24 protein-coding genes, 2 pseudogenes and 1 riboswitch are annotated in these 24,842 nt (G+C 34.6%); of the genes and pseudogenes, 18 read left to right on the top strand and 8 right to left on the bottom strand.

Annotated features, from left to right (window positions below):
• Nucleotides 1-35: 35 nt before the first annotated feature.
• The 3 genes from FS802_RS13545 to FS802_RS13535 all read left to right on the top strand — a co-directional run bounded on the left by FS802_RS13545 (nucleotide 36) and on the right by FS802_RS13535 (nucleotide 2,993).
• A complete protein-coding gene (locus tag FS802_RS13545) occupies nucleotides 36-794 on the top strand; it encodes an SDR family oxidoreductase (RefSeq protein ID WP_000716962.1) in 759 nt (252 codons plus the stop codon).
• 337 nt (nucleotides 795-1,131) lie between these two features.
• The gene (locus tag FS802_RS13540) at nucleotides 1,132-1,842 is read left to right on the top strand and encodes a hypothetical protein (protein ID WP_144525092.1); all 711 of its coding nucleotides are present in this window, start codon (nucleotides 1,132-1,134) and stop codon (nucleotides 1,840-1,842) included.
• 80 nt (nucleotides 1,843-1,922) lie between these two features.
• Entirely contained in the window at nucleotides 1,923-2,993 is a 1,071-nt protein-coding gene (locus FS802_RS13535) for a pyruvate kinase (protein ID WP_141545930.1), read from the top strand.
• A gap of 205 nt (nucleotides 2,994-3,198) precedes the next feature.
• Here the strand turns inward: FS802_RS13535 and FS802_RS13530 are convergent, their stop codons facing one another.
• Together FS802_RS13530 and FS802_RS13525 are read right to left on the bottom strand one after the other, a co-directional pair.
• A complete protein-coding gene (locus tag FS802_RS13530) occupies nucleotides 3,199-3,480 on the bottom strand; it encodes a DUF1292 domain-containing protein (RefSeq protein ID WP_002008111.1) in 282 nt (93 codons plus the stop codon).
• Nucleotides 3,481-3,757: 277 nt separating this feature from the next.
• Nucleotides 3,758-4,633: a LysR family transcriptional regulator gene (locus FS802_RS13525; RefSeq protein ID WP_098653438.1), complete on the bottom strand. Its 876-nt coding sequence runs from the start codon at nucleotides 4,631-4,633 to the stop codon at nucleotides 3,758-3,760.
• 137 nt (nucleotides 4,634-4,770) lie between these two features.
• On the opposite strand from FS802_RS13525, the gene FS802_RS13520 reads away from it, so the two are divergent.
• Nucleotides 4,771-5,439 (top strand): YczE/YyaS/YitT family protein, encoded by a 669-nt coding sequence (locus tag FS802_RS13520; RefSeq protein WP_098653439.1) that lies wholly within the window; start codon nucleotides 4,771-4,773, stop codon nucleotides 5,437-5,439.
• Nucleotides 5,440-5,603: 164 nt separating this feature from the next.
• Here the strand turns inward: FS802_RS13520 and FS802_RS13515 are convergent, their stop codons facing one another.
• On the bottom strand, nucleotides 5,604-5,918 hold the full coding sequence (locus FS802_RS13515; RefSeq protein WP_098653440.1) for a hypothetical protein: 315 nt from the start codon (nucleotides 5,916-5,918) through the stop codon (nucleotides 5,604-5,606).
• A 162-nt stretch (nucleotides 5,919-6,080) separates the two neighbouring features.
• Nucleotides 6,081-7,358, bottom strand: a complete 1,278-nt coding sequence (locus FS802_RS13510) for a histidine--tRNA ligase (protein ID WP_098707660.1) — start codon at nucleotides 7,356-7,358, stop codon at nucleotides 6,081-6,083.
• Nucleotides 7,359-7,697: 339 nt separating this feature from the next.
• Here FS802_RS13510 and ybaK point away from each other — a divergent pair, with 339 nt between their 5' ends.
• The 4 genes from ybaK (at nucleotide 7,698) to FS802_RS13490 (ending at nucleotide 11,569) form a co-directional block, all read left to right on the top strand.
• Nucleotides 7,698-8,174 (top strand): Cys-tRNA(Pro) deacylase, encoded by a 477-nt coding sequence (gene ybaK / locus FS802_RS13505; protein ID WP_098707659.1) that lies wholly within the window; start codon nucleotides 7,698-7,700, stop codon nucleotides 8,172-8,174.
• 127 nt (nucleotides 8,175-8,301) lie between these two features.
• Complete coding sequence (locus FS802_RS13500; RefSeq protein WP_098707658.1) at nucleotides 8,302-9,153, top strand: P-loop NTPase family protein; 852 nt, start codon at nucleotides 8,302-8,304, stop codon at nucleotides 9,151-9,153.
• A 315-nt stretch (nucleotides 9,154-9,468) separates the two neighbouring features.
• A complete protein-coding gene (locus FS802_RS13495; RefSeq protein WP_098653444.1) occupies nucleotides 9,469-10,593 on the top strand; it encodes a helix-turn-helix domain-containing protein in 1,125 nt (374 codons plus the stop codon).
• A gap of 16 nt (nucleotides 10,594-10,609) precedes the next feature.
• The gene (locus tag FS802_RS13490; protein WP_098653445.1) at nucleotides 10,610-11,569 is read left to right on the top strand and encodes an alpha/beta hydrolase family protein; all 960 of its coding nucleotides are present in this window, start codon (nucleotides 10,610-10,612) and stop codon (nucleotides 11,567-11,569) included.
• A 194-nt stretch (nucleotides 11,570-11,763) separates the two neighbouring features.
• On the opposite strand, the gene FS802_RS13485 is transcribed toward FS802_RS13490, so the two are convergent.
• The 3 genes from FS802_RS13485 to FS802_RS31060 form a co-directional block, all read right to left on the bottom strand.
• The gene (locus FS802_RS13485; RefSeq protein WP_048544572.1) at nucleotides 11,764-12,420 is read right to left on the bottom strand and encodes a GAP family protein; all 657 of its coding nucleotides are present in this window, start codon (nucleotides 12,418-12,420) and stop codon (nucleotides 11,764-11,766) included.
• 12 nt (nucleotides 12,421-12,432) lie between these two features.
• Entirely contained in the window at nucleotides 12,433-13,191 is a 759-nt protein-coding gene (locus FS802_RS13480) for a MerR family transcriptional regulator (RefSeq protein ID WP_000581359.1), read from the bottom strand.
• 65 nt (nucleotides 13,192-13,256) lie between these two features.
• Nucleotides 13,257-13,400, bottom strand: coding sequence for a hypothetical protein (locus tag FS802_RS31060; RefSeq protein ID WP_001183897.1), 144 nt, complete (start codon nucleotides 13,398-13,400; stop codon nucleotides 13,257-13,259).
• 215 nt (nucleotides 13,401-13,615) lie between these two features.
• Here FS802_RS31060 and FS802_RS13475 point away from each other — a divergent pair, with 215 nt between their 5' ends.
• The 7 genes and pseudogenes from FS802_RS13475 to FS802_RS13440 all read left to right on the top strand — a co-directional run bounded on the left by FS802_RS13475 (nucleotide 13,616) and on the right by FS802_RS13440 (nucleotide 19,552).
• Complete coding sequence (locus FS802_RS13475; protein WP_048544577.1) at nucleotides 13,616-14,191, top strand: TetR/AcrR family transcriptional regulator; 576 nt, start codon at nucleotides 13,616-13,618, stop codon at nucleotides 14,189-14,191.
• A 49-nt stretch (nucleotides 14,192-14,240) separates the two neighbouring features.
• Complete coding sequence (locus FS802_RS13470; protein ID WP_098048035.1) at nucleotides 14,241-15,461, top strand: MFS transporter; 1,221 nt, start codon at nucleotides 14,241-14,243, stop codon at nucleotides 15,459-15,461.
• Between the two features lie 127 nt (nucleotides 15,462-15,588).
• Nucleotides 15,589-16,047, top strand: a complete 459-nt coding sequence (locus FS802_RS13465) for a DUF2262 domain-containing protein (RefSeq protein ID WP_144525090.1) — start codon at nucleotides 15,589-15,591, stop codon at nucleotides 16,045-16,047.
• Between the two features lie 349 nt (nucleotides 16,048-16,396).
• Nucleotides 16,397-16,528: pseudogene (locus FS802_RS13455) on the top strand (helix-turn-helix domain-containing protein); the annotation flags it as partial.
• A pseudogene (locus tag FS802_RS13450) lies at nucleotides 16,527-16,862 on the top strand (alpha/beta hydrolase); the annotation flags it as partial. The pseudogenes FS802_RS13455 and FS802_RS13450, both read left to right, overlap by 2 nt.
• Before the next feature lie 195 nt (nucleotides 16,863-17,057).
• Nucleotides 17,058-17,161: riboswitch (purine riboswitch) on the top strand.
• Between the two features lie 175 nt (nucleotides 17,162-17,336).
• Entirely contained in the window at nucleotides 17,337-18,218 is an 882-nt protein-coding gene (locus FS802_RS13445) for a 5'-methylthioadenosine/S-adenosylhomocysteine nucleosidase (protein WP_098707655.1), read from the top strand.
• 506 nt (nucleotides 18,219-18,724) lie between these two features.
• Complete coding sequence (locus tag FS802_RS13440; protein ID WP_144525088.1) at nucleotides 18,725-19,552, top strand: endonuclease I family protein; 828 nt, start codon at nucleotides 18,725-18,727, stop codon at nucleotides 19,550-19,552.
• A 142-nt stretch (nucleotides 19,553-19,694) separates the two neighbouring features.
• Here FS802_RS13440 and FS802_RS13435 read toward each other — a convergent pair whose 3' ends face one another.
• On the bottom strand, nucleotides 19,695-21,125 hold the full coding sequence (locus FS802_RS13435; RefSeq protein ID WP_098653448.1) for a YfcC family protein: 1,431 nt from the start codon (nucleotides 21,123-21,125) through the stop codon (nucleotides 19,695-19,697).
• 201 nt (nucleotides 21,126-21,326) lie between these two features.
• On the opposite strand from FS802_RS13435, the gene rraA reads away from it, so the two are divergent.
• From rraA to FS802_RS13420, 3 genes are all read left to right on the top strand, one after another.
• Complete coding sequence (gene rraA, locus FS802_RS13430) at nucleotides 21,327-21,806, top strand: ribonuclease E activity regulator RraA (protein ID WP_000266065.1); 480 nt, start codon at nucleotides 21,327-21,329, stop codon at nucleotides 21,804-21,806.
• Nucleotides 21,807-22,144: 338 nt separating this feature from the next.
• Complete coding sequence (locus tag FS802_RS13425; RefSeq protein WP_144525086.1) at nucleotides 22,145-23,950, top strand: DUF4430 domain-containing protein; 1,806 nt, start codon at nucleotides 22,145-22,147, stop codon at nucleotides 23,948-23,950.
• A gap of 57 nt (nucleotides 23,951-24,007) precedes the next feature.
• Nucleotides 24,008-24,832 (top strand): DUF4430 domain-containing protein, encoded by an 825-nt coding sequence (locus tag FS802_RS13420; protein WP_098707653.1) that lies wholly within the window; start codon nucleotides 24,008-24,010, stop codon nucleotides 24,830-24,832.
• The last annotated feature ends 10 nt before the right edge of the window (nucleotides 24,833-24,842 follow it).

Raw genomic sequence — 24,842 nt, 5'->3', positions numbered from 1 at the left:
GTGCAGGGGATTTATCCATAGATGGAGGAGAAAAGGTGAAGAAAATAGCAATTGTAACAGGGGCAACTCGTCTGAATGGAATTGGTGCAGCTGTATGCAAGGTGCTTGCTCAAGAAGGGATAGACATTTTTTTCACGTACTGGTCTCAGTATGATAAAGCGATGCCGTGGGGAATGCATGACAAAGAACCCTTTTTGTTGAAAGAGGAGATTGAAAGTTTAGGTGTTCGCTGTGAAATGGCAGAAATCAATTTATCGCAGTCGTATTCACCAAATCGTTTGTTTTATATGGCCTCAGAACGTTTAGGTGATCCATCTATTTTAATTAATAATGCAGCGTATGCTGCTCATACGAGAATTGAAGAATTAAATGTAGAACAGTTAGATAAACATTATACAGTGAATGTTCGCGCTACTATGTTATTAAGTTCATTATTTATAAAACATTATGCACTGAAAACGAGTGGCAGTATTATTAATCTTACTTCAGGACAGTCATTAGGTCCGATGCCAGATGAATTAGCATACGCAGCAACGAAAGGAGCAATTGAAGCATTTACAAAATCAGTAGCACCAGTTGCGATGGAGAAGGGGATTACAGTGAATGCAGTTGATCCAGGGCCGACGAATACAGGATGGATTACAGAGGAGCTGAAGCATCATTTAGCATGGAAGTTCCCGCAAGGTAAAGTAGGAGAACCGTCAGATGCAGCGCGCTTAATTTCTTTTTTAGTAAGTGAAGAAGCAAAATGGATTACGGGGCAAGTCATTCATTCGAATGGTGGTTACTCATAAATATATTATGTTAACAATTGTTGAGAAACAAAAAATGAAAGAAAATTTTATTTTTTTGTATAAATAAAATGTCAAGAAAGATAAAAATTTGATAGGAGAGTATATCGTCATATGAAGATAGTAATTCTTCATGTGACAATATACTCTTTTTCTTTTACTACAGAGAAGAAAAATGAAGTAGAAGAAACTCGAATATTCAAATTGGTTTATCAGTTTTTGTACGTATTATTATGAAGATTACTGTCGGAAAGATGGTAATTCGTATGAAAAGGGATTTTTTAAGGGGAAATCGAATCGTAAAGGGGAGGATAAATAAAGTAAACATAGGGGGATTTATATGAAAATGAAAAAGGTCGCTATCGCATCGATAACAATTGGTACAATGCTTACTATGGCAGCTTGTAGTCCTTCAGCAGAGAAAGAGACAGAAAAGAAAGAACAAGTAACAGCGCAAAATGAAGGAGAAGCAAAAACGACAAGTGTAGATGAGACGTCAAAAACAACGAAAGATACTGAAAAAGATACAAATACTTCTTCAAATGAAAAAACAGATAAAGATGCAAAAAATACGAAAGAATCATCAGGAACAGAAAGTAACGGTAAAACGTCATCTCAAAATGAGAATGTGAAAACAAAAGAAAAAGAGACGACAGGAAAAACGAATGACGAAACGACTAGCGGAAAAACGACAGATCAAAGTACAAGTACAAACTCAAACGGAAAAACAACGAAAGATCCGAAGAAAAGCGTAGCTGTGAAAACAAATGTTAAAGAAGTTTCTGCATTAATTGAAAGCTTAGACAAGCAATTAGCTGCAAACCCTAAATTAGAAACAGTAAATAAACTTGGAAAACAAATTAATGAAAAGTGGGATGTGATTGAGAAAGAGTTAGAAGCATCACATCCAGCTGAATATAAAACAATTGGACAAAGTATGTATCCGTTAATTGTAGGAGCAGAGAAAGAAAAGATAGATATTAATAAAATGAAGTCATTAACGACGAAAACGAAAAAAGATTTAAATCAGTTATTAACGAAACTTTCGTAGTTTCAAAAGCCTACTTTTGTGAGTAGGCTTTTTTATGTTGAGAGTGTAAGTAAAGATTATGGGAATCCTAGTGAAAAAGGATGGTGATAAAAATGACAATCGATAGAGTTTGTACAATTGGGCCAGCAAGTAATAATAAAGCAACGTTAGCGCAGTTAATAAATAATGGTATGAAAATAGTGCGGTTGAATTTATCACATGGCACGCATGAAAGTCATAAAGACATCATTCGTTTAGTCAAATCGTTAGACGATTCTATTAAAATTTTAGGGGATGTACAAGGTCCTAAAATAAGGTTAGGTGAAATAAAAGGAGAGCAAATTACACTTCAGGCGGGAGACTCTTTTATTTTACATACACAACCAGTTACAGGGAGCAATAGAGAAGCAAGTGTTGATTATGCAGGAATCGCGAATGACGTGAAAGTTGGAAGTAGAATTTTAATTAATGATGGCGAAGTTGAGTTAATCGTTGAAACAGTAAGTACGGACAAAATAGAAACAAAGGTCAAAACAGGTGGCAATATCTCATCTCATAAAGGGGTGAACTTACCAGGGGCAATCGTTAGTTTACCAGCTATTACAGAGAAAGATAAAAAGGACATTCAGTTTCTTTTAGAAGAGGATGTTGATTTTATCGCATGTTCTTTCGTAAGAAAACCTAGTCATATAAAAGAAATACGAGATTTTATACAACAGTACAAAGAAACTTCACCTAATTTAATTGCAAAAATAGAAACGATGGAAGCGATCGAGAATTTTCAAGATATATGTAAAGAAGCAGACGGAATTATGATTGCAAGAGGTGATTTAGGAGTAGAGTTGCCGTATCAATTTATTCCGCTCTTGCAGAAAATGATGATTCAGGAATGTAATCGAACGAATACATATGTTATTACAGCGACACAAATGCTTCAATCTATGGTAGATCATTCTATTCCAACAAGGGCTGAGGTAACTGATGTGTTTCAAGCTGTACTGGACGGAACGAACGCTGTTATGCTTTCTGCTGAAAGTGCATCAGGCGAGCATCCAATTGAAAGTGTAAAAACATTACGTCTCGTTTCTGAATTCGCTGAGCATGTGAAAAAAGACGGTCCTTTTGTGATGAAAGATGTATTGGAATTGCTGCATAAGTCTTTGGATGAGTGATAAAGTGAAACTTTAATCAGTTGGGGTTTTGTCCATCCCCCACTGATTATCAGCCCTCACCAATCGGGCTTTTACGGGCAGTAAGACTCCCAACTAACTCCTCCGCATTCGCCGGATTTTGAGGTGGGAGTCTTACTGCCCGGCGAACAGCGGGATAAATAAAAAGAGGGCGGATATGCATCCACCCTCGTGTTTTTCATTCATATTATTCTTGCTCTTGCTCGTCCAAAATTTTATCAAAAGCAGCAGATACTTTATCAAACTCTTCATCATTTTCAATGTATGAAAACTCATTATCTTCTTCTACTTTTAAAAAGAAAATATCAATGTCTTCCTCAGATTCTGTTTGAATGTCTTCTACGAAGGCAACCGCAATATATTCTGCGCCTTCGACATCCATCGCTCCGAGTACTTCTACTTCCTGATCCTCATTATTCTCATCACTGAGAGTAAACACTTCGCCAACTTCAATATCAGACATATCCATTCTCCTCCTGTTCGACTCTAAAAAATAGAGCGCTCAAACTGTATACATACTAACATATCTTTCCATGGAAAATCAATTTCATACATTGGAAAAACAACTGATTCTTCAATAGAATAAGTATTTAGCTAGAAGGAGTTTTATTTGTGAGTGCTATATTACTTAATCCATTCAACAATTGTATCCATAGTTTGTCTTGTTATATCTTATAGTAACTGTCCAATCAGTGGGGGATGGACACTCGAATGATTAAAGGTTATTAATCATTTGTTCACATCTTTTAATCAACCATTTCCCAAAATTGAGTTGCTGCTGTGGAGATTCGTTGTTTTTTTAATTTTACTATTACAGGCTCAAGATGGAAATCAAATTGCTCCAATTCTAAAAGCTTTGTATGTGCTAGAAATGGTGATGTGTAATCCATTTTTGGAATAATAGATAAGCCTAGTCCTTTACTAACAAGTGCTATAACCATACTTATATCTTTACACTCGATAATGATATTTGGCTGGACTTTGTATGTATGAAACGCTTTGAGTAGGTCTTCATTGAAGGAGAGTCCTTCCATTGCTCCGAGCATAATGAATGGGAACTGTGTAATCTTTTCAATCGTTACATGTTGAGATGGAAATGATGTTTCCCAACTGGCAGGGATAATTACAGCGATTGGTTGTTTTTTTAATAATTTTAGCTCATAGTGTTCACTATTTCCTAATCGCAAAAGTAGGGCAATATCAATTACTCTTTGCTCTAATTTTTTTAATAATTCTTCTGAATTTCCTGTTACTATATTTATTTTAACATTAGGGTATTGTGTTCTAAACGTACTAACATAGTCAACGAGCATATTTGAACATGTAGAAGAGACACCGATATTTACATTTCCGCCTATACCTTGCTCAATTTCTTGAATTTGTTGCTTTATATCTTGAACTTGCATTAGCATTTGTGTGGCATATTCGTATAGTATTTCACCGGTTTCTGTAAGCTCCCATTTTTGACGATATCGATGAATTAAAGTTGTGCCAAGATCAGTTTCGAGCTTTTTTAATAATTGACTAAGTGGTGGTTGCGCGATATGGAGCACTTCTGCTGCTTTAGAAATACTTCCTTGTTTCACAATTTCTTTAAAGTAATATAATTGCCTGAAATCCATTGTATCTCTCCGTTATATGTTTTTTCATATGATTAGTTTATCATATATATATTTTTCATATGTTGAAATTGACGTTATATTTTATTGTATAGCTATAGTCTTTATATTAATTACGTCAACTAGGAGTGAGAGATAGTATGAATCATTGGAACAGAACCTTGAGGCGCATCCTCATGTATGTGCTCGGGTTATTTTTTATGTCAATTGGCATTAGCATGTCGATTCAAGCAGGATTTGGTGTATCGCCTGTATCATCATTAGCATATGCAAGTACACTAACAATCGGTTTATCGGTTGGTGTGACAATGGTGCTTGCGAATATTTTATACATTATTATTCAAGTCGTATTAAGTAAACGAATGGAGCTCAATGAGTTTGTAAGTCAATTTATTATTTCGTTTTTATTTGGATTCTTCATGGATGCAACGCTTTTCCTTGTACAACTTTTCCCTATACCTGAAACGATCTTTGCTCGAAGTGTATATTTGATTGTTAGTTTATTTGTTATAGCAGTCGGTTTAATGGGCTATACAACAGCGAAACTGCCATTAATGCCGTATGATGCGTTAACGTATGCTATTAGTGAAAAATTCAACTTAAAATTCGGTAAAGCAAAAATTTTGAGTGATGTAATAAACATTTGTGTAGCTGGTATCATCTGTATCGTTTTCATTCAATCGTTAGGTTCAATTGGGATCGGTACACTCATTTCCGCCTATTGTATCGGCAAAATTTTAGGGTGGATGATACCGTATTATCAACCGACACTTCATCGATGGGTATTTAATACAGAGAAGGCTGCTTAGACTATATACTTCAAATCTCTAAAAGGTGATATGGATAAATCTATAATCTTATCAATGAAAAAACGCAATTCTTTCTATGAAATGATAGGAAAGAATTGCGTTATATATTATCGTTGTGACAAAAAGAGTGATTTGTTGAAAAACATGTACTTTTAATTTTTAACTCAATATGAATCACAAACTTCTTTTTTATTTGTGGAAATAGCATCTAATAAAAGGAAAACTGCTGCTATAATATGTAGAACGACGTCTATATAAGGAAAGAAGGCAACTAGAGTAACGATAATACCTATATAATGAGCGTACGTATTCATGCCTGCTTTGTTAGCTAATAAAATAGTAGTGATATGTAAAGCAATCAATAGTAGTAAAGGTAATCCATCTAGGTTAACAAGACTTGGAAATAAATAATAACAAGGAATTAATAAAAGGTGATAGATTCCTGTGATCCACTTTAGTGCTTGTATGTAAGTTTTCAAAGTAAACCCTCCTAAAACAATCCATATCTATATATTACCAAAAATAATAGGGAATTGGATATTAAATACTTGTGGTTTTTAGTAGAATATAATTATTTTATGTTAACTAATGATTTCGTTATCTATAAAATAGAAAAACCACCCAAACGAGGGTGGTTCGTATTATAAATAACTACTTAAAGAAGAAAGGGGAACCTTCACCTCACTACCTTCCTTCATATTCCGCAGCATAACAGTGTCTGTATTAAGTTCTTCTTCTCCAATAATAAGCACATAAGGGATATTCTCTTTATTTGCATAATTAAGGGCACGTTTTAATTTGCGGCCTGCTAATTCGAGTTCGATTTTTAAGGAAGTGGTAGAACGTAATTGCTGGGCAATTTGTAAGCATTGTAGCTCTGTTCCGAGTGGGATAATAAATACATCCGCTGTAGATGATATCGTTTCTTTCTGTGAGAGTGCTGTATAAATAACGTCTAAACCGAATGAAATACCGACTGTTGGATAGCTCGTATTATCACCATGGAATGCCCCAATAATATTATCGTATCGACCACCGCTACCGATGCTGGATGTAATCGATCCATCTTTTAAAAAGATTTCATACACGGTACCTGTATACATTGTAAGTCCTCGTGCTAAAAATGGATTGAATATAGCATTCTCATTTATTCCAAGAGCGATCAAATATTGCTGTAATTGTTGTAATTCGTTTACTCCTTCGGCAACGAGTGGAGTATTGAAAGCTTCTTTAAAGTCAGCAATTGTAAGCTCTAGACAAGATAAAACGGTATTACATATCGTATCAGCCATTTCTTCAGAAATTCCGCGCTCTAATACATCTTTTCGTACACCATCAATCCCAATTTTTTCGATTTTGTCTAATGATAAAATGACGTCACTCGTTCGTTCAGTAGGGATGTTAATGGACTCGAGAATACCGTTTAACAATTTTCTGTTATTATATTGGATCGTTACTTCTAAGTTTAACGTTCGGAACAGTTCAAACGCCATACTCATAAGTTCCGCTTCTGCCATGACAGATTCTACACCAACTATATCAACGTCGCATTGTATGAACTCACGAAATCTACCTTGTTTAATTGGCCCATCTCGAAATACTTTTCCAATTTCATACCGTTTAAAAGGGAGGCGGATGTTCGGATTCATTGCCACGACTTTTGCGAATGGAATTGTTAAATCATAGCGTAACGCAAGGTCACGTTTTCCTTGATCTTGAAGCGTATATATTTCTTTTAATATTTCATCGCCACCACCGTACTTGTAAGACATAAGCTCATACATATTTAACGTTGGTGTTTCTAACGGTTTGCATCCGTATCGTTCGAACGCGTCTTCACAAGCTCTTTTAATTTTATTTCGCAACACTTGTTCCTCTGGTAAATAGTCTTTCGTTCCTTTTACATTTTTCATTTCCATTGTAATCACTCCTTTTTAAATTAAAAAAAGCTATGCGGGTATAAAAATACCCACATAGCTTTATGAATGCTTCGTGGGTCAACAGGAAAAGCCCTGTACCCACGAAGAAAAATTTTTCTTCGGATACACGGCGTTACGTATGATGATGAAGTTGGAAAGAAGTATTAACATTTCGCATGACAAATCTCTCCTTAACATAAGTTTTTCCAAATTATATCAGATGATTTTTGAATTATCAATATTTTTAGTTTTGAAATATACGTGAAGTTATGTAGGAGAAATGGAAAAAGGTGTATAATAAAACTTAATAATATGAAATAACCTTTTAAGGAGAAACCCATGAAAAAAGATAAAACAAATGCGATGCGAATATTAGATAAAGAAAAAATCGAATATTCGATGATGTCATATGATCCGAACGATGGAAAAATTGATGGCGTATCAGTAGCTGAGAAAATTGGACGAGAAGTGAGAGAAGTATATAAAACGTTAATCGCTCAAGGGAATAGTAAAAATTATCATGTATTTATCATCCCGGTAGATGAGGAACTAAATTTAAAAGCTGCCGCAAAAGCGGTCAGTGAAAAGAAAATTGAAATGATTCCTGTAAAAGATATTACGAAAGTATCAGGATACATTCGCGGTGGTTGTTCACCAGTCGGAATGAAGAAGTTATTTTCAACATGCATTGATGCGACTGCGCAATCGCTTGAAACGATCATAGTGAGCGGCGGGAAGATTGGTATACAAATCGAGCTGAAAGTTGATGACTTAGCGAAAGTGACGAGAGCGCAGTTTGGTGAAATAACGAAATAAAGATACATAGGAAAAGAAGTTCTAGTTTTATTAAGTTTAGATAATAATTTATAGGATAGTGAGTTCAGTGGACAATTTATTTTTAATTTGAAACCTGTTATTTTGTCTTAGAAAGGTGTAGATTTTTTTGAATACGAAATTAATCATAGTAGAAGGGCTTCCTGGCTTTGGGAAATCCACCACTGCAAGCTTGCTTTACGATATTTTAATTGAAAATAATATTGACGCTGAGTTATTTCTTGAAGGGAATCCAGACCACCCTGCTGATTATGAAGGGGTATCTTGTTTTGATAAAAGTGAATTCGAAAGTTTGTTAGTGAATAGTGGTAATTTTAAGGAAGTAATTAGTGATAGAGTCACGGAGCGAGAAAACAATTATTTATTGCCATATAAAAAAATTAAAAATGAATACAGCTCTAATTTTCCTGAAAATTTATTAAATACCATTTTCAAAAATGATATATATGAATTACCGCTAGAGAGGAATATTGAATTAATAACTGAAAAATGGAGGGATTTTGTTGAAATAGCCAACAACGAAAATAAAATTTATATTTTTGAATGTTGCTTCATACAAAATCCATTAACAATCGGGATGGTTAAATATGGTGAAAAAAAAGAGAAAGTTATAAGTTATATTAATGCATTAGAGAAAATCATAGAGAAATTAAATCCAGTATTGTTTTATATAGAACAAGATGATTTGGACTTCTCATTCAGAAAGGTATTTAATGAAAGAGCAAAAGAATGGTCTGCTGGATTTATTGAGTATTATACAAATCAAGGGTATGGGAAGATGAAAGGCTATCACGGTTTAGACGGAACAATTAAAGTTTTAGAAGCAAGAAGAGATATTGAAAGAGAAATATTTGATATGTTAAATATAAAGAAGACAAAAATTGACAATTCACAGTATGAAGCTATCAAATATAAGTCAATGATAATTGAAAGATTGAAATTACTTGAATTTCTAGATTAATGTAGTGCTTTAATTGCGCAAGAAACTAAAAACTTTTAACTTCCGCTTTCGAAAGTTATGCAAATAAGCTGTTCACTGGATTCTCATAGAAAACTGTGGTGAGATGAATTTTTTGATTTTGAAGCACTTCAAAATTTTAGCTAGATGGCTATGTATCGGTACCCTACAATAAAAAGGCAGGAACATATCAAATATGTTCCTGCCTTTAATTTTAGAGAGATGTTTCCTAACAGTTGATTTTGTTAACGAAAGTCGACTTTAAATCCATATTTTGTATAGAATATAGTACATATAATAAAAGTATGAGGTGATACAGTGAGAGAAATTCATATTCATAAAATTATTGCGGATAAGAGAAAAGAAAAGGGAATTACACAGGAAGAGTTAGCGGCGTATATCGGTATTACGAAGGCATCTGTTTCCAAATGGGAGACGGGGCAGAGTTATCCGGATATTACATTTTTACCACTGTTAGCATCGTACTTTAACATAAGTATTGATGAACTAATTAGTTATATCCCACAAATGGAGCAGGAAGATATTAAAAATTTATATCATCGACTAGCGGAAGCTTTTAGTGAAGAACCGTTTGATGAAGTAATGATAGAGTGCAGAGAAATAATCAAAAAATATTATTCTTGTTTTCCATTATTACTTCAAATGGGACTACTTTTTATTAACCACCATATGTTAACAGAGGATACGGATAAAAGAACTGAAATTTTAGAAGAGGCAATGTCTCTCTTTAGCAGGGTACAGGAAGAAAGTGATGATGTTTCTCTTGTGAAAGAGGCGGCATCGTTTCAAGCAACTTGCTATCTTATACTTAATAGACCAAATGAGGTGCTTCAATTACTTGGCGAAACGATACGTCCTAATTTTCCAGAAGAGGATTTAATCGCACAAGCGTATCAAATGCTTGGAAATGCTGAGAAGGCGAATGAAATGATGCAAATTAGTATGTACCAACATTTAATACACTTCGTTGCGACAATACCGAATTATGTAGTAATAAATGCCTCAAACACTGAAAAGGTAGAGGTAATTTTAAATAGAGCTTTCATGTTAATAGATATATATGAAATAGAAACATTACATCCCAATATGACTTTAAAAGTATACTATGCTGCTGCACAAGTATATTGCATGCAAGGAAATTTTGAAAGAGCATTAGAAATGTTGCAGAAATACGCAACAGTTTGTGCAGCTTGTTTTACAGTAAATAGCTTGCATTTACACGGCGATTCCTATTTTGATGCGATTGATGAATGGTTTGCAGAATTTCCGCTTGGTGCTAAAACGGTTAGAAATGAAGAGATTATAAAGCGAAGCATGCTAAAAAGTATTGCAGAGAACCCCATTTTCGCATCTATGAAAGATGTAAGAGAGTACAAAAATATAATAGCGAGTTTGAAATTTAAATTGGATATAAAAGAATAGAAGGAGGATAAATATAATGACTTTTGACGAATATGAAGTAGCGATAAATAGTGAATTTACTTTGCGCGGTACGATTACTAAACCGAAAGCTGACGGGAAGTATACTGCGGTTGTTATTATCGCTGGATCTGGAGAGATTGATCGTGATGGAATGATCGTACCGTTAAAGCTTGAATCGAATATTTATAAAGGTTTAGCGCATGTAATGGCGAGACTTGGAGTAGTGACGCTCCGTTTTGATAAGCGCGGAGTAGGAAAGAGTGAAGGGGAATTTCTGAAGACTGGGATGTGGGATTTAGTTAGTGATATAGAGGCTATGATTACGTATTTAAAAGAACAACCATTTGTTGATCCGGAAAATATCATTTTAGCTGGTCATAGTGAAGGATGTATGTTAGCGACTGTAGTAAACGCAAGAACCCCAGTTAATGGACTCATACTTCTTACAGGAGCTGCGGAATCGTTAGAAGAAGCTACTAAAAGACAAAGGGAGATTATTTATAAGGAGTTAAAAGAGCAAAAAGGAATAAAAGGAAAGTTAATGCGTCTTCTCAATATTGAGAAACGGGGAGAAAAGCAGGCACAAAAGGCAACAGAGAAAATGATAAACTCCAAAAAAGATATTGTTAAAATTGGATTTAAGCCAATGAATGCCAAATGGCTTAGAGAGCATTTTCAGCATGACATTTATAAAGATTTAATAAAAGTAACATGTCCAGTACTAGCAATTGCTGGTGATAAAGACTTTCAGGCAAATCCTGAAAAAGCGAAGAGAATTGGTGGTTATGTGAAAGGTAATTATGAAGTACATGTAATAAAAAATATGGATCATACCTTGAAATATTTCGAAGGTGATTTTAAAGCGTTGGAATTTAAAAAGATTTATGTGGAAGGAGCAGATAAGCCACTACATCCGAAGCTGGAAGAAATAATTACGAATTGGATGAATACGAATTTTATCCTGCATCAAAATTAGATGAATATGAGGAAGATGGAAGGGAGAGTAACTGCCTGTAAAAGACGGATTGGCGCAGGCTAGGCTTGTAGGTGTAAGTTCTTCTACATTAGTAATTTCGAGCATAATAATCCCTTCCTTATTGTAAATTCTCTAATTCGTTTAACATCACTTTTGAGCTAATAAGATCTTTTCTAATACTTTGGTAAAACACCCTATAAATAATCCAGGCTATTTAATATTAAGAGGAAGCCAACTATACACATAATCCATGACAGAGCTGATCCTGTACTATTAGCGATTTTCATTCGGAGCCTCTCGAGAGGTTTTTGCATCCACCGACCAAACAGGAGATAGAAGAGAAATAGCACGAGAGAGGGCAATACCATAATAAAGTTGTATCCAGCTAAAATAGAAGACCATTCTACCCATGATAGATTAGAAGTAGTTAGTATGCCAATTGCTGCAAAATAAGGAAAGGCAGTTCCCGCTTCAATTAATGTAGTAGTGAATCCGAGTGCAATTATTGAAAGAATGCTATTTGATTTTGGTGAAGGGAGCTTTGAACTTTTCTTTGGTGGAATATAAAAGCTTGCGATGAATAATAGGGCTCCAATAATAAATAATGTCCAGCTTACGATTCGGTTTTGAAATACGCCAGAAATAATCTCAAATAAAAAATTTAACCCTAGCATGAGTGAAACTCCAACAACAAAATAACATCCAGCTACCGTCAATAAATAAACGAATAAACGTTTCGTGAGACGCTCTTTATCTGTTAAAAGTAGATATATTGTTACTCCTATTGTAGTAGGGCTTAGCGTGTCCAATATAGCTAATCCGCCTATTAGGAGAAGTTGTTCTGTACCCATCGTGATTTCCCCTTATTTCGGCTCAGGCTTATTTTTTTCATTCATAAAAATGGCATATGCCTCGTTCATAAACTGAAGCACATCTTGATCAATTGGGTATAAACTAAGTTTCTCTGATTGTTTGGGAGACATCCTTATCTCCCAAAGCTTATTTAGAAATTCATCCTCACCTTCAAATTCTTCTAAGCGTTTTTCCTCCATTCTTCTCATGATATTTTGAACTTTTGTTGCCTTTGGACCGTCCTTCATATAACGTTTTAACTGGCCGATGAGAGCAATCCATTCAAGTGAATCAGAACAGTCACTTGACATTTTAGGAACCTTTTCCAATAATTTTATTTCTTTTTCTTTAAATACAGATTCGCGATAATACTGTTGTATATCTTTATCTTTGCTGGATAATTGCATAATCTTCTGAATCGCAATCCAGCTTTCTTCTCCTTCTATCGCAATTCCATTTATCAATTCCCGTAAGGATAATTCTATTTTCTTTAAATGTTCCTGCTCTTTTATTACATAAGATAATTGATTCTGTAAACTATCCGACCAATCCCATTCATTGAAGTCGAGCATATTTTTAATCTCTTGTAACGGAAATCCAACTTTTTTTAAAAATTGAACTTGCTGTAGTTTTTTTATTTCTTCATTTGTATATAAACGATGGCCACCTTCTGTTTTTGATGCTGGTTTTAATAATCCGATTTTATCGTAATAACGCAGTGTCCTTACTGTAACGCCTGCCAGTTCTCCAACTTTATTAATGTGTATCAACTGATAAACCTACCTTTCTGAACGTTAAGATTTTATCGTTAACGATTATTTTCTTCATACCACATCTATTCTTCTTTACTAAAAAGATTTTTAAGTAAGTAACCTGATCCTAATCCAATTAGTACACCAGGAAATGCATAATCCAATGTCAGTCCGATCCCTGCACCTATAATGACACATCCATAAATAATAATATCGCCTTGTTGCATCTAAAAACCTCCTATTTTTCTAATTTCTTTTATGAAATTGCGAAATAGTAGCTACTTAACAGTATATAAAATGACCCAACGTCAACTTCAAGTGTTTTTGATTTGTATTAATAAATTTATAAAACCTTCTAACGGAAGAGTTAATTTTGAAATATTTTGTGGACTTACCGTTCCGGAATATTTATACTAAATTATATAATAGGGGGTGTTGTTAAATGGGTAGAAAGATTAGTTTTAACAAAGAACATGCTTTAAATAAAGCGATGCATTTATTCTGGGAGAAAGGTTATGATGCTACATATATATCAGATCTGATTGAGACGATGGGTATAAGTCGATCTACTCTCTATGATAGTTTTGGAGATAAGGATGCACTATTTAAACTAGTTTTGGAACATTATAAAAACTATGGCTCTCAAAAGAGAAATTTACTTTTTAGTGGGATAAACACGAAAGCATCACTTACATCCTTTTTTTATCAACATATTGAAAAATGTTATTCAGATGAAATTCCAAAAGGTTGTATAATAACAAATTCTTCACTGCTTATTGGACAAATTGATCCTGCCATAGAAGAAATACTTATAAATGATTTTAATGAACTTGAAAACGTATTTAAGCAAGTCATTGAAGAAGGAAAAAGGAGTGGGGAAATTTCACAAGAGGCTGATACTGAATTAGTTGCATATTCTTTATTAAGTTTAAATCATAGCCTGAATGTAATGTCCAAATATAAAAAAGAGAAAAATTTAGCCTATCGTCTAGTGGATAAGACTATTGCAGACCTATAGTCTTTCTTTTTTTAATGATTTTGGAACGAACGTTCCGAAAAAGAAAGGAATGGTAAAGTTGAATAACAAGACAAATTTTCTAATATTTATTTTGGCGATTAGTTGTGGCTCACTTGCTGCAAATATTTATTATGCACAACCAATTGTACAATTCATTGCAAAAGACTTGAATATCTCCTCGGATTTATCTGGATTGCTCACTACTTTGACGCAAATTGGGTATGGATTGGGATTGTTTTTTATCGTACCAATGGCAGATTTATTTAAAAGTAAGAAAATAATAGGGATTCTTATCGGGCTAACTATTCTTTCATTAATTGGTACGCTAATTTCGACAAATGGAATTATTTTTTTACTATTAACCACTATAATTGGTATTGGAGCCTGTGCGGCTCAAATGTTAGTTCCGCTAACAATGAGGATTGTGCCTATTGAAGAGACTGGGAAATATGTCGGTAAAGTAATGAGTGGTTTATTGATTGGCATTATGATTGCTCGCCCATTATCTATCGGAATAGCTGACTGGTTCGGGTGGAGAATGGTATTCGTTTTTTCATTAATAGTCTTAGTTGTTATCTTACTGTTAATTATAAAATTTTTACCCGACTATGAAGTGGTATCAACTAGTAACATGCGATATCAAAATTTAATAGCTTCTATGGTAAAACTATTAATACATACTTCATCGTTACAACAAAGAGCTTTTTATCACGCATGTTTATTCGCGACATTCAGTCTTTATTGGACAGTTATTCCAATTTTATTAAGGGCAGAACCATTACATTACTCAAATAATGAAATTGCATTGTTTGGCTTTGTTGCAATAGCTGGAGCTTTATTAACTCCTACTATTGGTAAAATAGCAGATAAAGGTTATATTTTTACAATGACTAATGTATCAATGGCGCTTGTATTATTATCAATCATACTATTATTTTTTGTTCAAGATCATTCACTATTTAGTATGATATTAATACTTATCTCAGGCGTTTGCATCGATATTGGTGTAGCAGGAAATTTATTATTAGGTCAAAAAGTTATCTTTAGTTTGAATCCCGAGATAAGAAACAGACTGAATGGATTATATATGACCATCTTCTTTTTGGGGGGAGCCGTTGGTTCATGGGTTGGAAGTTATACGTACTATAAATTTAATAGTGAAGTAACTTTACTCATTGGAGCAGCTTTTCCTTTAATCGCCTTATTTGTTCATTTCATAAAGAATAATACAAAAAAATTATCGAAAACCAAAAGTGAGTTCATATCATGACTATTTATGTCTCTAAAAAGTCAGGGTTAAAATCTAGTTTGGGATACCTTTGATAGGCAAGGGGATCTTCACATGCCTATCAAGCTAATTAAAGTTTCTTTTTCACAGATAGAAAGGAAATGAAATCATGGAAAAATCAATAAAAAGTGAATTAATTGGAATGTTTATCTTTAATGAAACTTTTCATACATATGAACAAAACGAAGGAAAAGTACATTGGGGATTGGATATTGGAAAAGAGCTTGTACATGTACATGAAATGATGAAAAGAGCAGAAAAGCTTTATGTATGTTTAGAAGAATTTGATAAAAAAGCTAAGGTCGCTATAGCGAAAGAATTAATAGAGTATAAAAATGATTTTTGGCCTGAATATGATGAGAATGATGAACATTTAGATTGGGATGCTATAGATGCAGGCGAATATGATATGACGAAAGAAACATTTGAGCAATCTATTACTCTTATGGACATTGTAATTAGAGAAAATGATATATATTGCGAATATAATGATGGAGATGTATTTGGTGGACATAGAATCCATGCTTCTTTTGACAATGAGTACAATTTATTAGATGCAGAGATTTAGTTTTGAGCGGTGAAAGTAAAAAGGATTGATTACTATAATCAATCTTTTTTGTCATTATTATAAGATAACGGTGAAATACTAGGTAGAGAGTTGCATAGTTTTAACGTATTATCCGAAAGGAGTCTCCTTCCTGGGGCGTGTGAAAGGCGATAGTCTAGCGGTAGGCGGGAGATGAATTTCGGTTTGGTGTAGCCAAACATTTGGTTTTCCTATTTATTTCGCCCTTGATATAATCAGTCTTATAAGAGGTAACGTTTGGTATAACAATGAAAGTAGATAATAATCTTTTAGGTTGTGTGATTACCGTCATAGCTTATGGGAAATGAAGCGAAAAATGAGGTGAATGGATATGGCAAAGCAGAATAAGGCGTACAAATTTCGTCTGTATCCCACAGAAGAACAAGCACATCTCATACGTAAAACGTTCGGATGTATACGCTTTGTGTATAATAAAATGCTGGCTGAACGGAAAGAACTATATTTATAAAGATTTAAAACAAGTAACATGTTCAGTACTAGCAATCGCTGGTGATAAAGACATTCAGGCTGATCCAGAAAAAGCGAAGCGAATTGGTCATTATGTGAAAGGTGATTCTGAGGTACATGTAGCAAAAAATATGGATCATAGTTTAAAAAGTTTTGAAAGAGATTTTAAAGTATTAGAGCTTCAAAAGAACTATAAAGAGGGAGCGGGAAAGCCACTTCACCCGATGCTAGAAGAAATAATTGTGAATTGGATAAGTGCGAATTTTATCTCGCAATATGAGGGGAATAAGACTTCCAGCTCAATATTAGGCGGAAGTGAGGAAGATTAATTGTTGGTACAAGGTCTGTTGTTGTAGGCGGATTTAGTTTAGTATTTGGGTTGTAAGTTTTTTGTGATATTTTCCATTTTAAAATGGGGGATATGATTAATTAACCTATTAAAAACGAACATTAAAAACATTTTTAATAAAAATGTTCACTTTTAGATTGCGTGCACACTAAAAGTTTGATATATTACCAATATAATAATTTTACACATCATCACTCGTATATACTCGGTAATATGGTCCGAGCGTTTCTACCTAGTTCCCAATGAAAGAACTGGACTACGGGTTAAAGTATTCGGCCGTGCTATTTCATGAGCGCTACCGATCTATAATTTGGCATTTGTTTTATCTTTTGCTTAATTAACTTTGACTACCGTAGTTCTAGAAAGTAGAGATTCTTCTACAATTTCTAGAACTTTTTTGTTTGGACCAAAAGCATCGAGTATAGAAAACAACAAGAGAAAGAGGAGATTATTTATGAAGAAGAATACGTTGAAAAAATGTGCTGCCCTAGTAACTACTGTTGCATTGTCATTCTCAATACTTGCGGGATGTAATGTGACTCCAAAACAAGTTGAGGCAAAAAGTAATCAACAACCTATTTTAATTCAAGGGCCAATGCCGATAGAAGCTGAAAAGTTTGCAAAAAGGTTAAAAAATGTGAAAGAAGAAAAGTCTGGAACTTTCGTATTTTATAAAGGCACTGTCGACAATTATCCTGTAATCGTAGCGAAAACAGGTAAAGGAATGGAAAATACAGCAGCTGCTACAGCAGTGGCTATTGAAAAATATAAGCCTAAGGCGATTATTAACCAAGGAACATCAGGTGGACACGATCCAAATTTAAACGTATTTGATATTGTTTTAGGAAAACAAGTAGCAAACATAGGTTCATTAAAAACAACAAATATGGATGAGAATCAAGGGATTGAACCGACAAAATGGATTTCAATGGACTTAATGGCTTCTGAAGGAAGTGCAGGAGAAGATCCAAATGCTGAGAAAATCCGATACTACGAGGGAGATAAGGATTTACTTGCAGCAGCGAATGCGGTAAAAGATAAATATACAAAAGGTAAAGTAGTGGAAGGTACGATTGGTTCAGCAGATGTTTGGAATAATGAAGTTGATAGAATTAAATGGTTCCATACAAAATACGGTACATCTGTAGAGGAAATGGAAGGTGCTGCAGCGGCGCAAATTGCTAAAGCTTATGACGTACCATTTTTAGGGATTCGAGTATTATCTAACAATAAAACAAACGGCGGAAAATACAATCCAAATACAGCGGCGGCAAATCAAGAATATGTATATGAAGTAGTTAAAAAGTATATAGATTCAATGCAAAATAAAGAGTAGTAGTTCTGTCCCAATATAAAAATGTAATCATTACTGCACAATGTGTTGTGAACTCAGAATTAACAAAGTTTCTTTAATTAAAATAGATTGGTGCCTTACATGGTATCCAATCTATTTTTGTACGTATTCTACAGAGGAAGAAGGGTTTTACACCAAAAAATAAAGACAATTATAGAAAAAGGAAAAGTCGAACTATCATCTTAATTTTTATTCAAAATGTTTTTTGAACGATGTATCAAATATGCATAATTGCATAAAAAAATTGAAATTTATGAGTTAACATTAAACTACTTTTTAATTGAAAAGAATATTTTAATAATCTTTACTAGTGAAGGATATTCCTTGAGAAGTAGATAAACAAAAAGTGTGGAAATAATACAGACTCAATAGAGTTTTGTATTAAATAAAAAGAAAAGGATGGGTATGGCTTTCTAAAAATTTTTTGGGGTTAGAAAGCATTTTTTAGTTAATAGCTTCAAATTATATTTTAAAGGGGAAATGGGTATATGAAGTTTCGAAATACAAAGCTTGCTATGGTTACACTATCTTCATTTTTTATTTTAAGTACGGCATCTCTATCATTCACAGATATCATACACGGTGAAGTAGCTTCTGCATCACCACAAGAGATTACTGTAAAAAGCTATGACGATACATATTATAATAATGCAATAGGAAAAACGGGTTTAGAATTAAAGAAGGAACTTCATAATATTATTGATGATCATACAAAGTTATCATACAGTGCGGTTTGGGAAGCGCTAAGAGATACTGATGAAGATCCAAATAATAAAAACAATGTGATACTCTTATATACTGGGCGTTCGCAAGGGAAACTTACGAATGGTTCAGGAGTTGATAATTGGAACCGAGAGCATGTTTGGGCAAAATCTCACGGTGATTTTGGGACGACTGCAGGAGCTGGAACAGATTTGCATCATTTAAGAGCGACGGATGTATCTGTAAATAGTTCACGTGGAAATCTGGATTTTGATAATGGTGGTGTGAATCATTCGGAAGCGACAGAATGTAAATACGATAGTGATTCTTGGGAACCTCGTGATAGTGTAAAAGGAGATATCGCTAGAATGCTATTTTACATGGCTGTTCGTTATGAAGGAGACAACGGCGAAATAGACTTAGAATTAAATGAAAAGGTGAATAACAATAAAGATCCATACATGGGCAAACTATCCGTTTTACTAAAATGGAATGAACAAGACCCGGTAGATGATTTAGAGCGAAAGCGTAATGAAGTGATTTTTACGAAATATCAACATAATCGTAATCCTTTTATTGATCATCCGGAATGGGTAAATAAAATTTGGAACTAAAATACTTAAAGGTATTTTACTTTGAGAGAAGGGATTGATCACTATGATCAATCCCTATTTATATCTATACTAGAATAAGTGATTTTTATAGGAGTGGAGAATAAAATAGATATTTTATTAAGTTAAGTATAATAAGAGTCTTTTAATACGGTCCCCATTCAATATTCACACCAACAATAAGAAAAATAAGTCCAATGATAAACCAAATGAATGCAAGTGGAGCCATAAATCGAATCCATTTTCCGTAAGAAATGCCGCTCGCTGCGAGTACGCCCATTAAAACACCGGAAGTTGGATTGAGGCAGTTCACTACACCTTCTCCAAGCATAACAGCTTGTACTGTAACTTGGCGTGTAATGTGCATGAAATCGGCTAATGGAGCTAATATCGGAATGAAAATAACAGATTCTCCTGTCCCCGATGAAATGAGGAAATGTAATGCTGCACTACTTACATACATACCGATAACGCCAAATACAGGGCTATGTCCTTCGAGAGACTGTGCGAGTTGATTAACGATTGTATCAAGTAATTTGCCTTGTTCTAAAATGACTGAAATACAACGAGCCATTCCGACGATCAAAGCACCGTATATGAGATTTTGGCAGCCTGCTAGAAAAGTAGAAGCGATATCGTTTGCTTTCATACCACCTATTATTCCCGCTGTAATTGCTATGAAAATAAAAGTAGCGGTCATTTCTGCGTCTGTCCAATGTAGACGGAAAGCGCCTATTAAAAATACAATTAATGATAAAGCTGAAACGAGTAAAATTAATTTATGACGTATTGTCCAAGGAACTTCTGTTTTCTCTGTATCTTTCTCACTTGAAAGAGCGTTACTTGGAAACCAGTTATCTCCGAGAATGCTTCCTTTATTCGATTTCTTCAAACGTTTTACGTACCAATTAATATATAAAATGGTGGCAATTAAAAAAGAGATATAGATTGCCGTACGTAAACCAATCCCTGAAAACATCGGAAGTTCTGCGATCTTTTGTGAAATGCCTAAAGGTGAGGGAGATAATATAGTAGCATTAAAACCAGCATAAGTGCCTAAATAAATAATTGCTACGCCGACGATAGCGTCCCATTTTAATGTGCGTGCAACGATGATGCCGATGGGGATAAAGCCGATAACTGAGTTAACGATAATGCCAGTTGTTCCGAGAATAGAAAAGAGTGCGGCGACAATGCAAATGAAAAGTAATTGCTGATTACGAAATTTGTTAATCACATGATAGATTAAACCGTCAAGGGCACCTGTCTTTTCAAGAATTGCGATGGCTCCACCCGTAAATAAAATTAAAAAGATGATCGGAGCAGCAAGTGTCATTCCTTTTTCAATAGCGGTAAAGAAAGAAACAAACCCTACTGGCGATTGTGGAACAGAATGATAACTTCCTGGTATTGTCGTTGTAACAGTACCGTTTGTAACTCTTTTAAATTCTCCAGCAGGAACGAAATATGTAGCAATGGCACAAAGTAAGGCGATAAAAAATAGTAGTACGTACGCGTCAGGCATTTTAAACTTTCGTTTACTCGGCTGCTTTTTTACCTCGGTATGTAATTGCATAAAAACCCTCCTTTTTCACTTGATTAATTTTTAATATTCTGAAATTTATCTGTGAAATAGATTATAATAAAGGTGGCATCTTAAGGCAATAGTTTTTCTATGCTTTTCCTGTACATACAAATTGTTGCAACATGAGACAGGGAAACGAAAATAACCAAAGAATATGTTATATAGAAGGAATAAGGAAAAGAGGGGAAAAAGATGTGGAAAACTACGGATCTATGTGATGAGTTTGAGAATGAATTACAAATATGTCGCCAGTCTTTTCGGTCTTTTGGGAAGAAAGAACAATTTTACGGGAAAATTGCAACGGTAAAAGTGAAGGATGATAATGTACTAGTGAAGGAAGGATTGCAAACATTACCAGAAGGAACGGTATTAGTTGTTGATGGCGGAGCATCTACGAATTGTGCTTTACTTGGCGATAATTTGGCAGCTATTGCGGAGGAAAGAAAGCTGGCAGGAATTATTGTAAATGGATATGTTCGTGATTCTAGTGAATTAAAGAATATTAATATTGGTATTTTGGCGTTAGGGACGATGCCAAATAGAAGTGTAAAAGAGGGAAAAGGAGAGCGGAATATTTCGTTGCAATTTGGACAAGTAGAATGGAAGCCGAATGAATATGTGTATGCGGATGAAGATGGCGTCATTATTAGTGAAAAGAGTTTGCATCGTTAAGGGCTAGTAAACTACTATTCTCAGAAAATAAATCTGATAAGGAATGGACAAAACTCTTTGTCAATAGTAAAATAATACAGAAATTTATAATTAACAGAATGTATAGGTTTATCGTTTTACGATAACTTAAATGGAAGTAAGTTGTGCCTAGAAAAGTGAATGTTATCACAATGATACGTTCATAAACAAAATTATTTTTCCTATACAAATATAGCCGCGAATGATGCGGGTCGGAGGTGTTGCGCAGTTTGTTCGACACTTACAAAAAAAGAGTGTCAATTGCACGCCCTTGAGGGGCCTTTTTTTGTGTAAATAGTAGTAAGGGAGGAAATTTTGGGATGGCAATGTTGAAAAAATGGCTGCTTACGTCGTTAATGGCAGTTACACTTGTATTTGTTTCTTTTGCGAATACAGTACATATTACGTTTGCTGAAGGAAATACAGCAAAACTTGCAATTATTGGTGAATCACAAAAGGGCATTATGTTGTGTCCGAAAGAAGAGCAAATTACAGATGGGGAAACAGCTTTAAGTTTGCTGCAAAAAGTCATGGGGGACAAAGTAACAGCAGAGACGATGTCGTTTGGAACGTATGTTAAAGGCATTGACGGTTTAATGGCTGGGGACACAAGTGGCTGGTTGTATGATGTGAATGATAAATCTGCAGAAGTTGGAGCAGATAGTTATAAATTAAATGCTGGAGATGTTGTTGTCTTTCGTTTTGTTGCAGACTGGAGCAATATGAGCCAGGAAACATTACAGCAAACATTAGATAAATTTGGTACTTGTAAAACTGTAGAAGAACCAAAGACAGATGATCCAAAACAAGAAAAACCAGAAGAACCAAAAACGGATGATCCAAAACAAGAAAAACCAGAAGAACCAAAAACGGATGATCCAAAACAAGAAAAACCAGAAGAATCAAAAACGGATGATCCAAAACAAGAAAAACCAGAAGAACCAAAAACAGATGATCCAAAACAAGAAAAACCAGAAAAACCAAAGCAAGAGAACATTCAAATTCCAGCAGCGCAAGTAAATGAAGCGATCTCTAAAACATCTGAAAAGATGTTACAAGATGGAATTGAAAGTGATTGGGTAGCTTTAGGCCTTTCTCGTTCTGGAAAGAATGTTCCAATTGAGGCGAAATTAAATTATGTTAAGTCAGTAACTGAAAAAGTAGAAAAGCGCATTAACCGTTTTTCAGCGACAGATTTAGCTAGAACGATTATTATGATGAATGCAATGCAAGCAGACCCTACAAAGGTGGGCGAACATAATTTAGTTCGAAAATTGTACGAATCAGATAAAGTGAATTCTGTTACAGGTTATACATTTGCTTTACTTGCATTTGATACGAAGAAATATGAAGTTCCAGTGAATGCAAAATGGAATCGAGTTGCTTTAGTAGATGCGCTTTTAAACGCGCAACATACAGATGGCGGCTGGACTTACGATAGTGCAAGCAGTAAAGACAGTGCTAGTAGCGTTGATGTAACAGGTATGGTTTTATCAGCATTAGCTCCTTATCAAGATCGACCAGATGTGAAGCCAGCTGTAGAAAAAGCTGTTGCTTACTTATATAACGAACAGCTAGAAAACGATGGTTTTTCTGCTGATGGACAAGAAAATTCTAATAGTGTTGCGCAAGCAATTATTGGATTATCACTTGTGAAAGATGTAGATCAAAATCGTCTGCATAAGGCAATGCAAAATCTACTGTCATACCAACTTCCAAATGGTGAATTTAAATGGTTACCAAGTGATCAAAACGGTAGCGGAATGGCTACAGAGCAAGCATTCTTAGCTTTACTTCAGTTTAAAGACCTTGGAAAATCGATTTATGATTGGTCAAATGTATCTGTTCCTGAAATTGATAAAAAACCAAATGTGGATTCAGAGAATGTTGTAGTAGAAAAAGAAGTTACTGAACAACCACAAGAACAAAAGCAAGTACAACAAGAAACGAAAGATGACACTCTAAAAGTTGTTGTCGATAATGAACCGGTTAAAAATAAAAAATCCGGAAACGGTAGCACGTTACCAAAAACAGGAGCATCTTCTCATAGTGCAGCTACAGAAGTAGGTATGGGTGTATTATGTATTGCTGCTGCATATGTATTATGGAGACGTAAAGCAGCTTAACAAAAATTAGGAGCAATCATTTGCTCCTAATTTTTAATATGAAAGGTGAGAGACAACATGAGTAAGATGAAGTGGTTTATTTCTTTAATGCTTTCACTTGGGCTACTTGCCGGATGTGAAGAGGCAGCTGTAAAGCCTGAGAAGAAAGTAGAACCAAAGCAAGAAGAGGTAGCAAAACAAGAAGGGAAAAAAGATGAAGCGAAACCGGAAGAAAAGCCGGTGGAAAAACAAGCTGAACAAGAGCAAAATAAGCAAGACGAACAGAAAGAGAAACAAGAACAAAAAGTAGAAGAGAAGCCGAAAGAAGAAAAGCCTCAGGCACAACCGGAAGTAAAGAAAGAAGAAAAGCCTCAGGAACAGCCTCCTGCTACTAAGCAACCAGAACAGCAAAAAGCACAAGAAGAGAAACAACAACAACCGAAAGCGCAAGAAGTAAAAGAAGAAGCGAAGGTTGTGAATCAACCGAAAGAAACACCGAAGCAGGAGCAAAAAGTTGATCCGAATAAAGAGGAGAAAACGATACCGACTCCGGCAGTACCAAAACCTGAACCATCAAAACCAGATCCAGTACCAGTACCTAAAGCAAAACAAGTTACTATCTCAGTAAAAGGTGATAAAGGATACTTATTAGGTGCGAAAAAAATGGATGTACAAGAAGGCGATACAGTGTATAAAGTATTGCAACGTACAGGTTTAGATGTGGATGCGAGTGGGTCTAAAGGCGATGTTTATGTAAAAGGTATTAATGATTTATATGAAAAAGATATTACAGATACTAGTGGATGGAAATATCGTGTGAACGGTGCGTTTCCAAACCATAGTGCAGGTGTAGTAACAGTTAAACCAGGAGATACAATCGAGTGGGTGTATGTATTAAAATAAGAAAGGCATT

This window comes from Bacillus sp. DE0042 (assembly GCF_007680225.1).
Taxonomy (GTDB): domain Bacteria; phylum Bacillota; class Bacilli; order Bacillales; family Bacillaceae_G; genus Bacillus_A; species Bacillus_A wiedmannii.
Note: the sequence above shows the minus strand (reverse complement) of the source record. Positions and strands in the feature narration are given on the sequence as shown.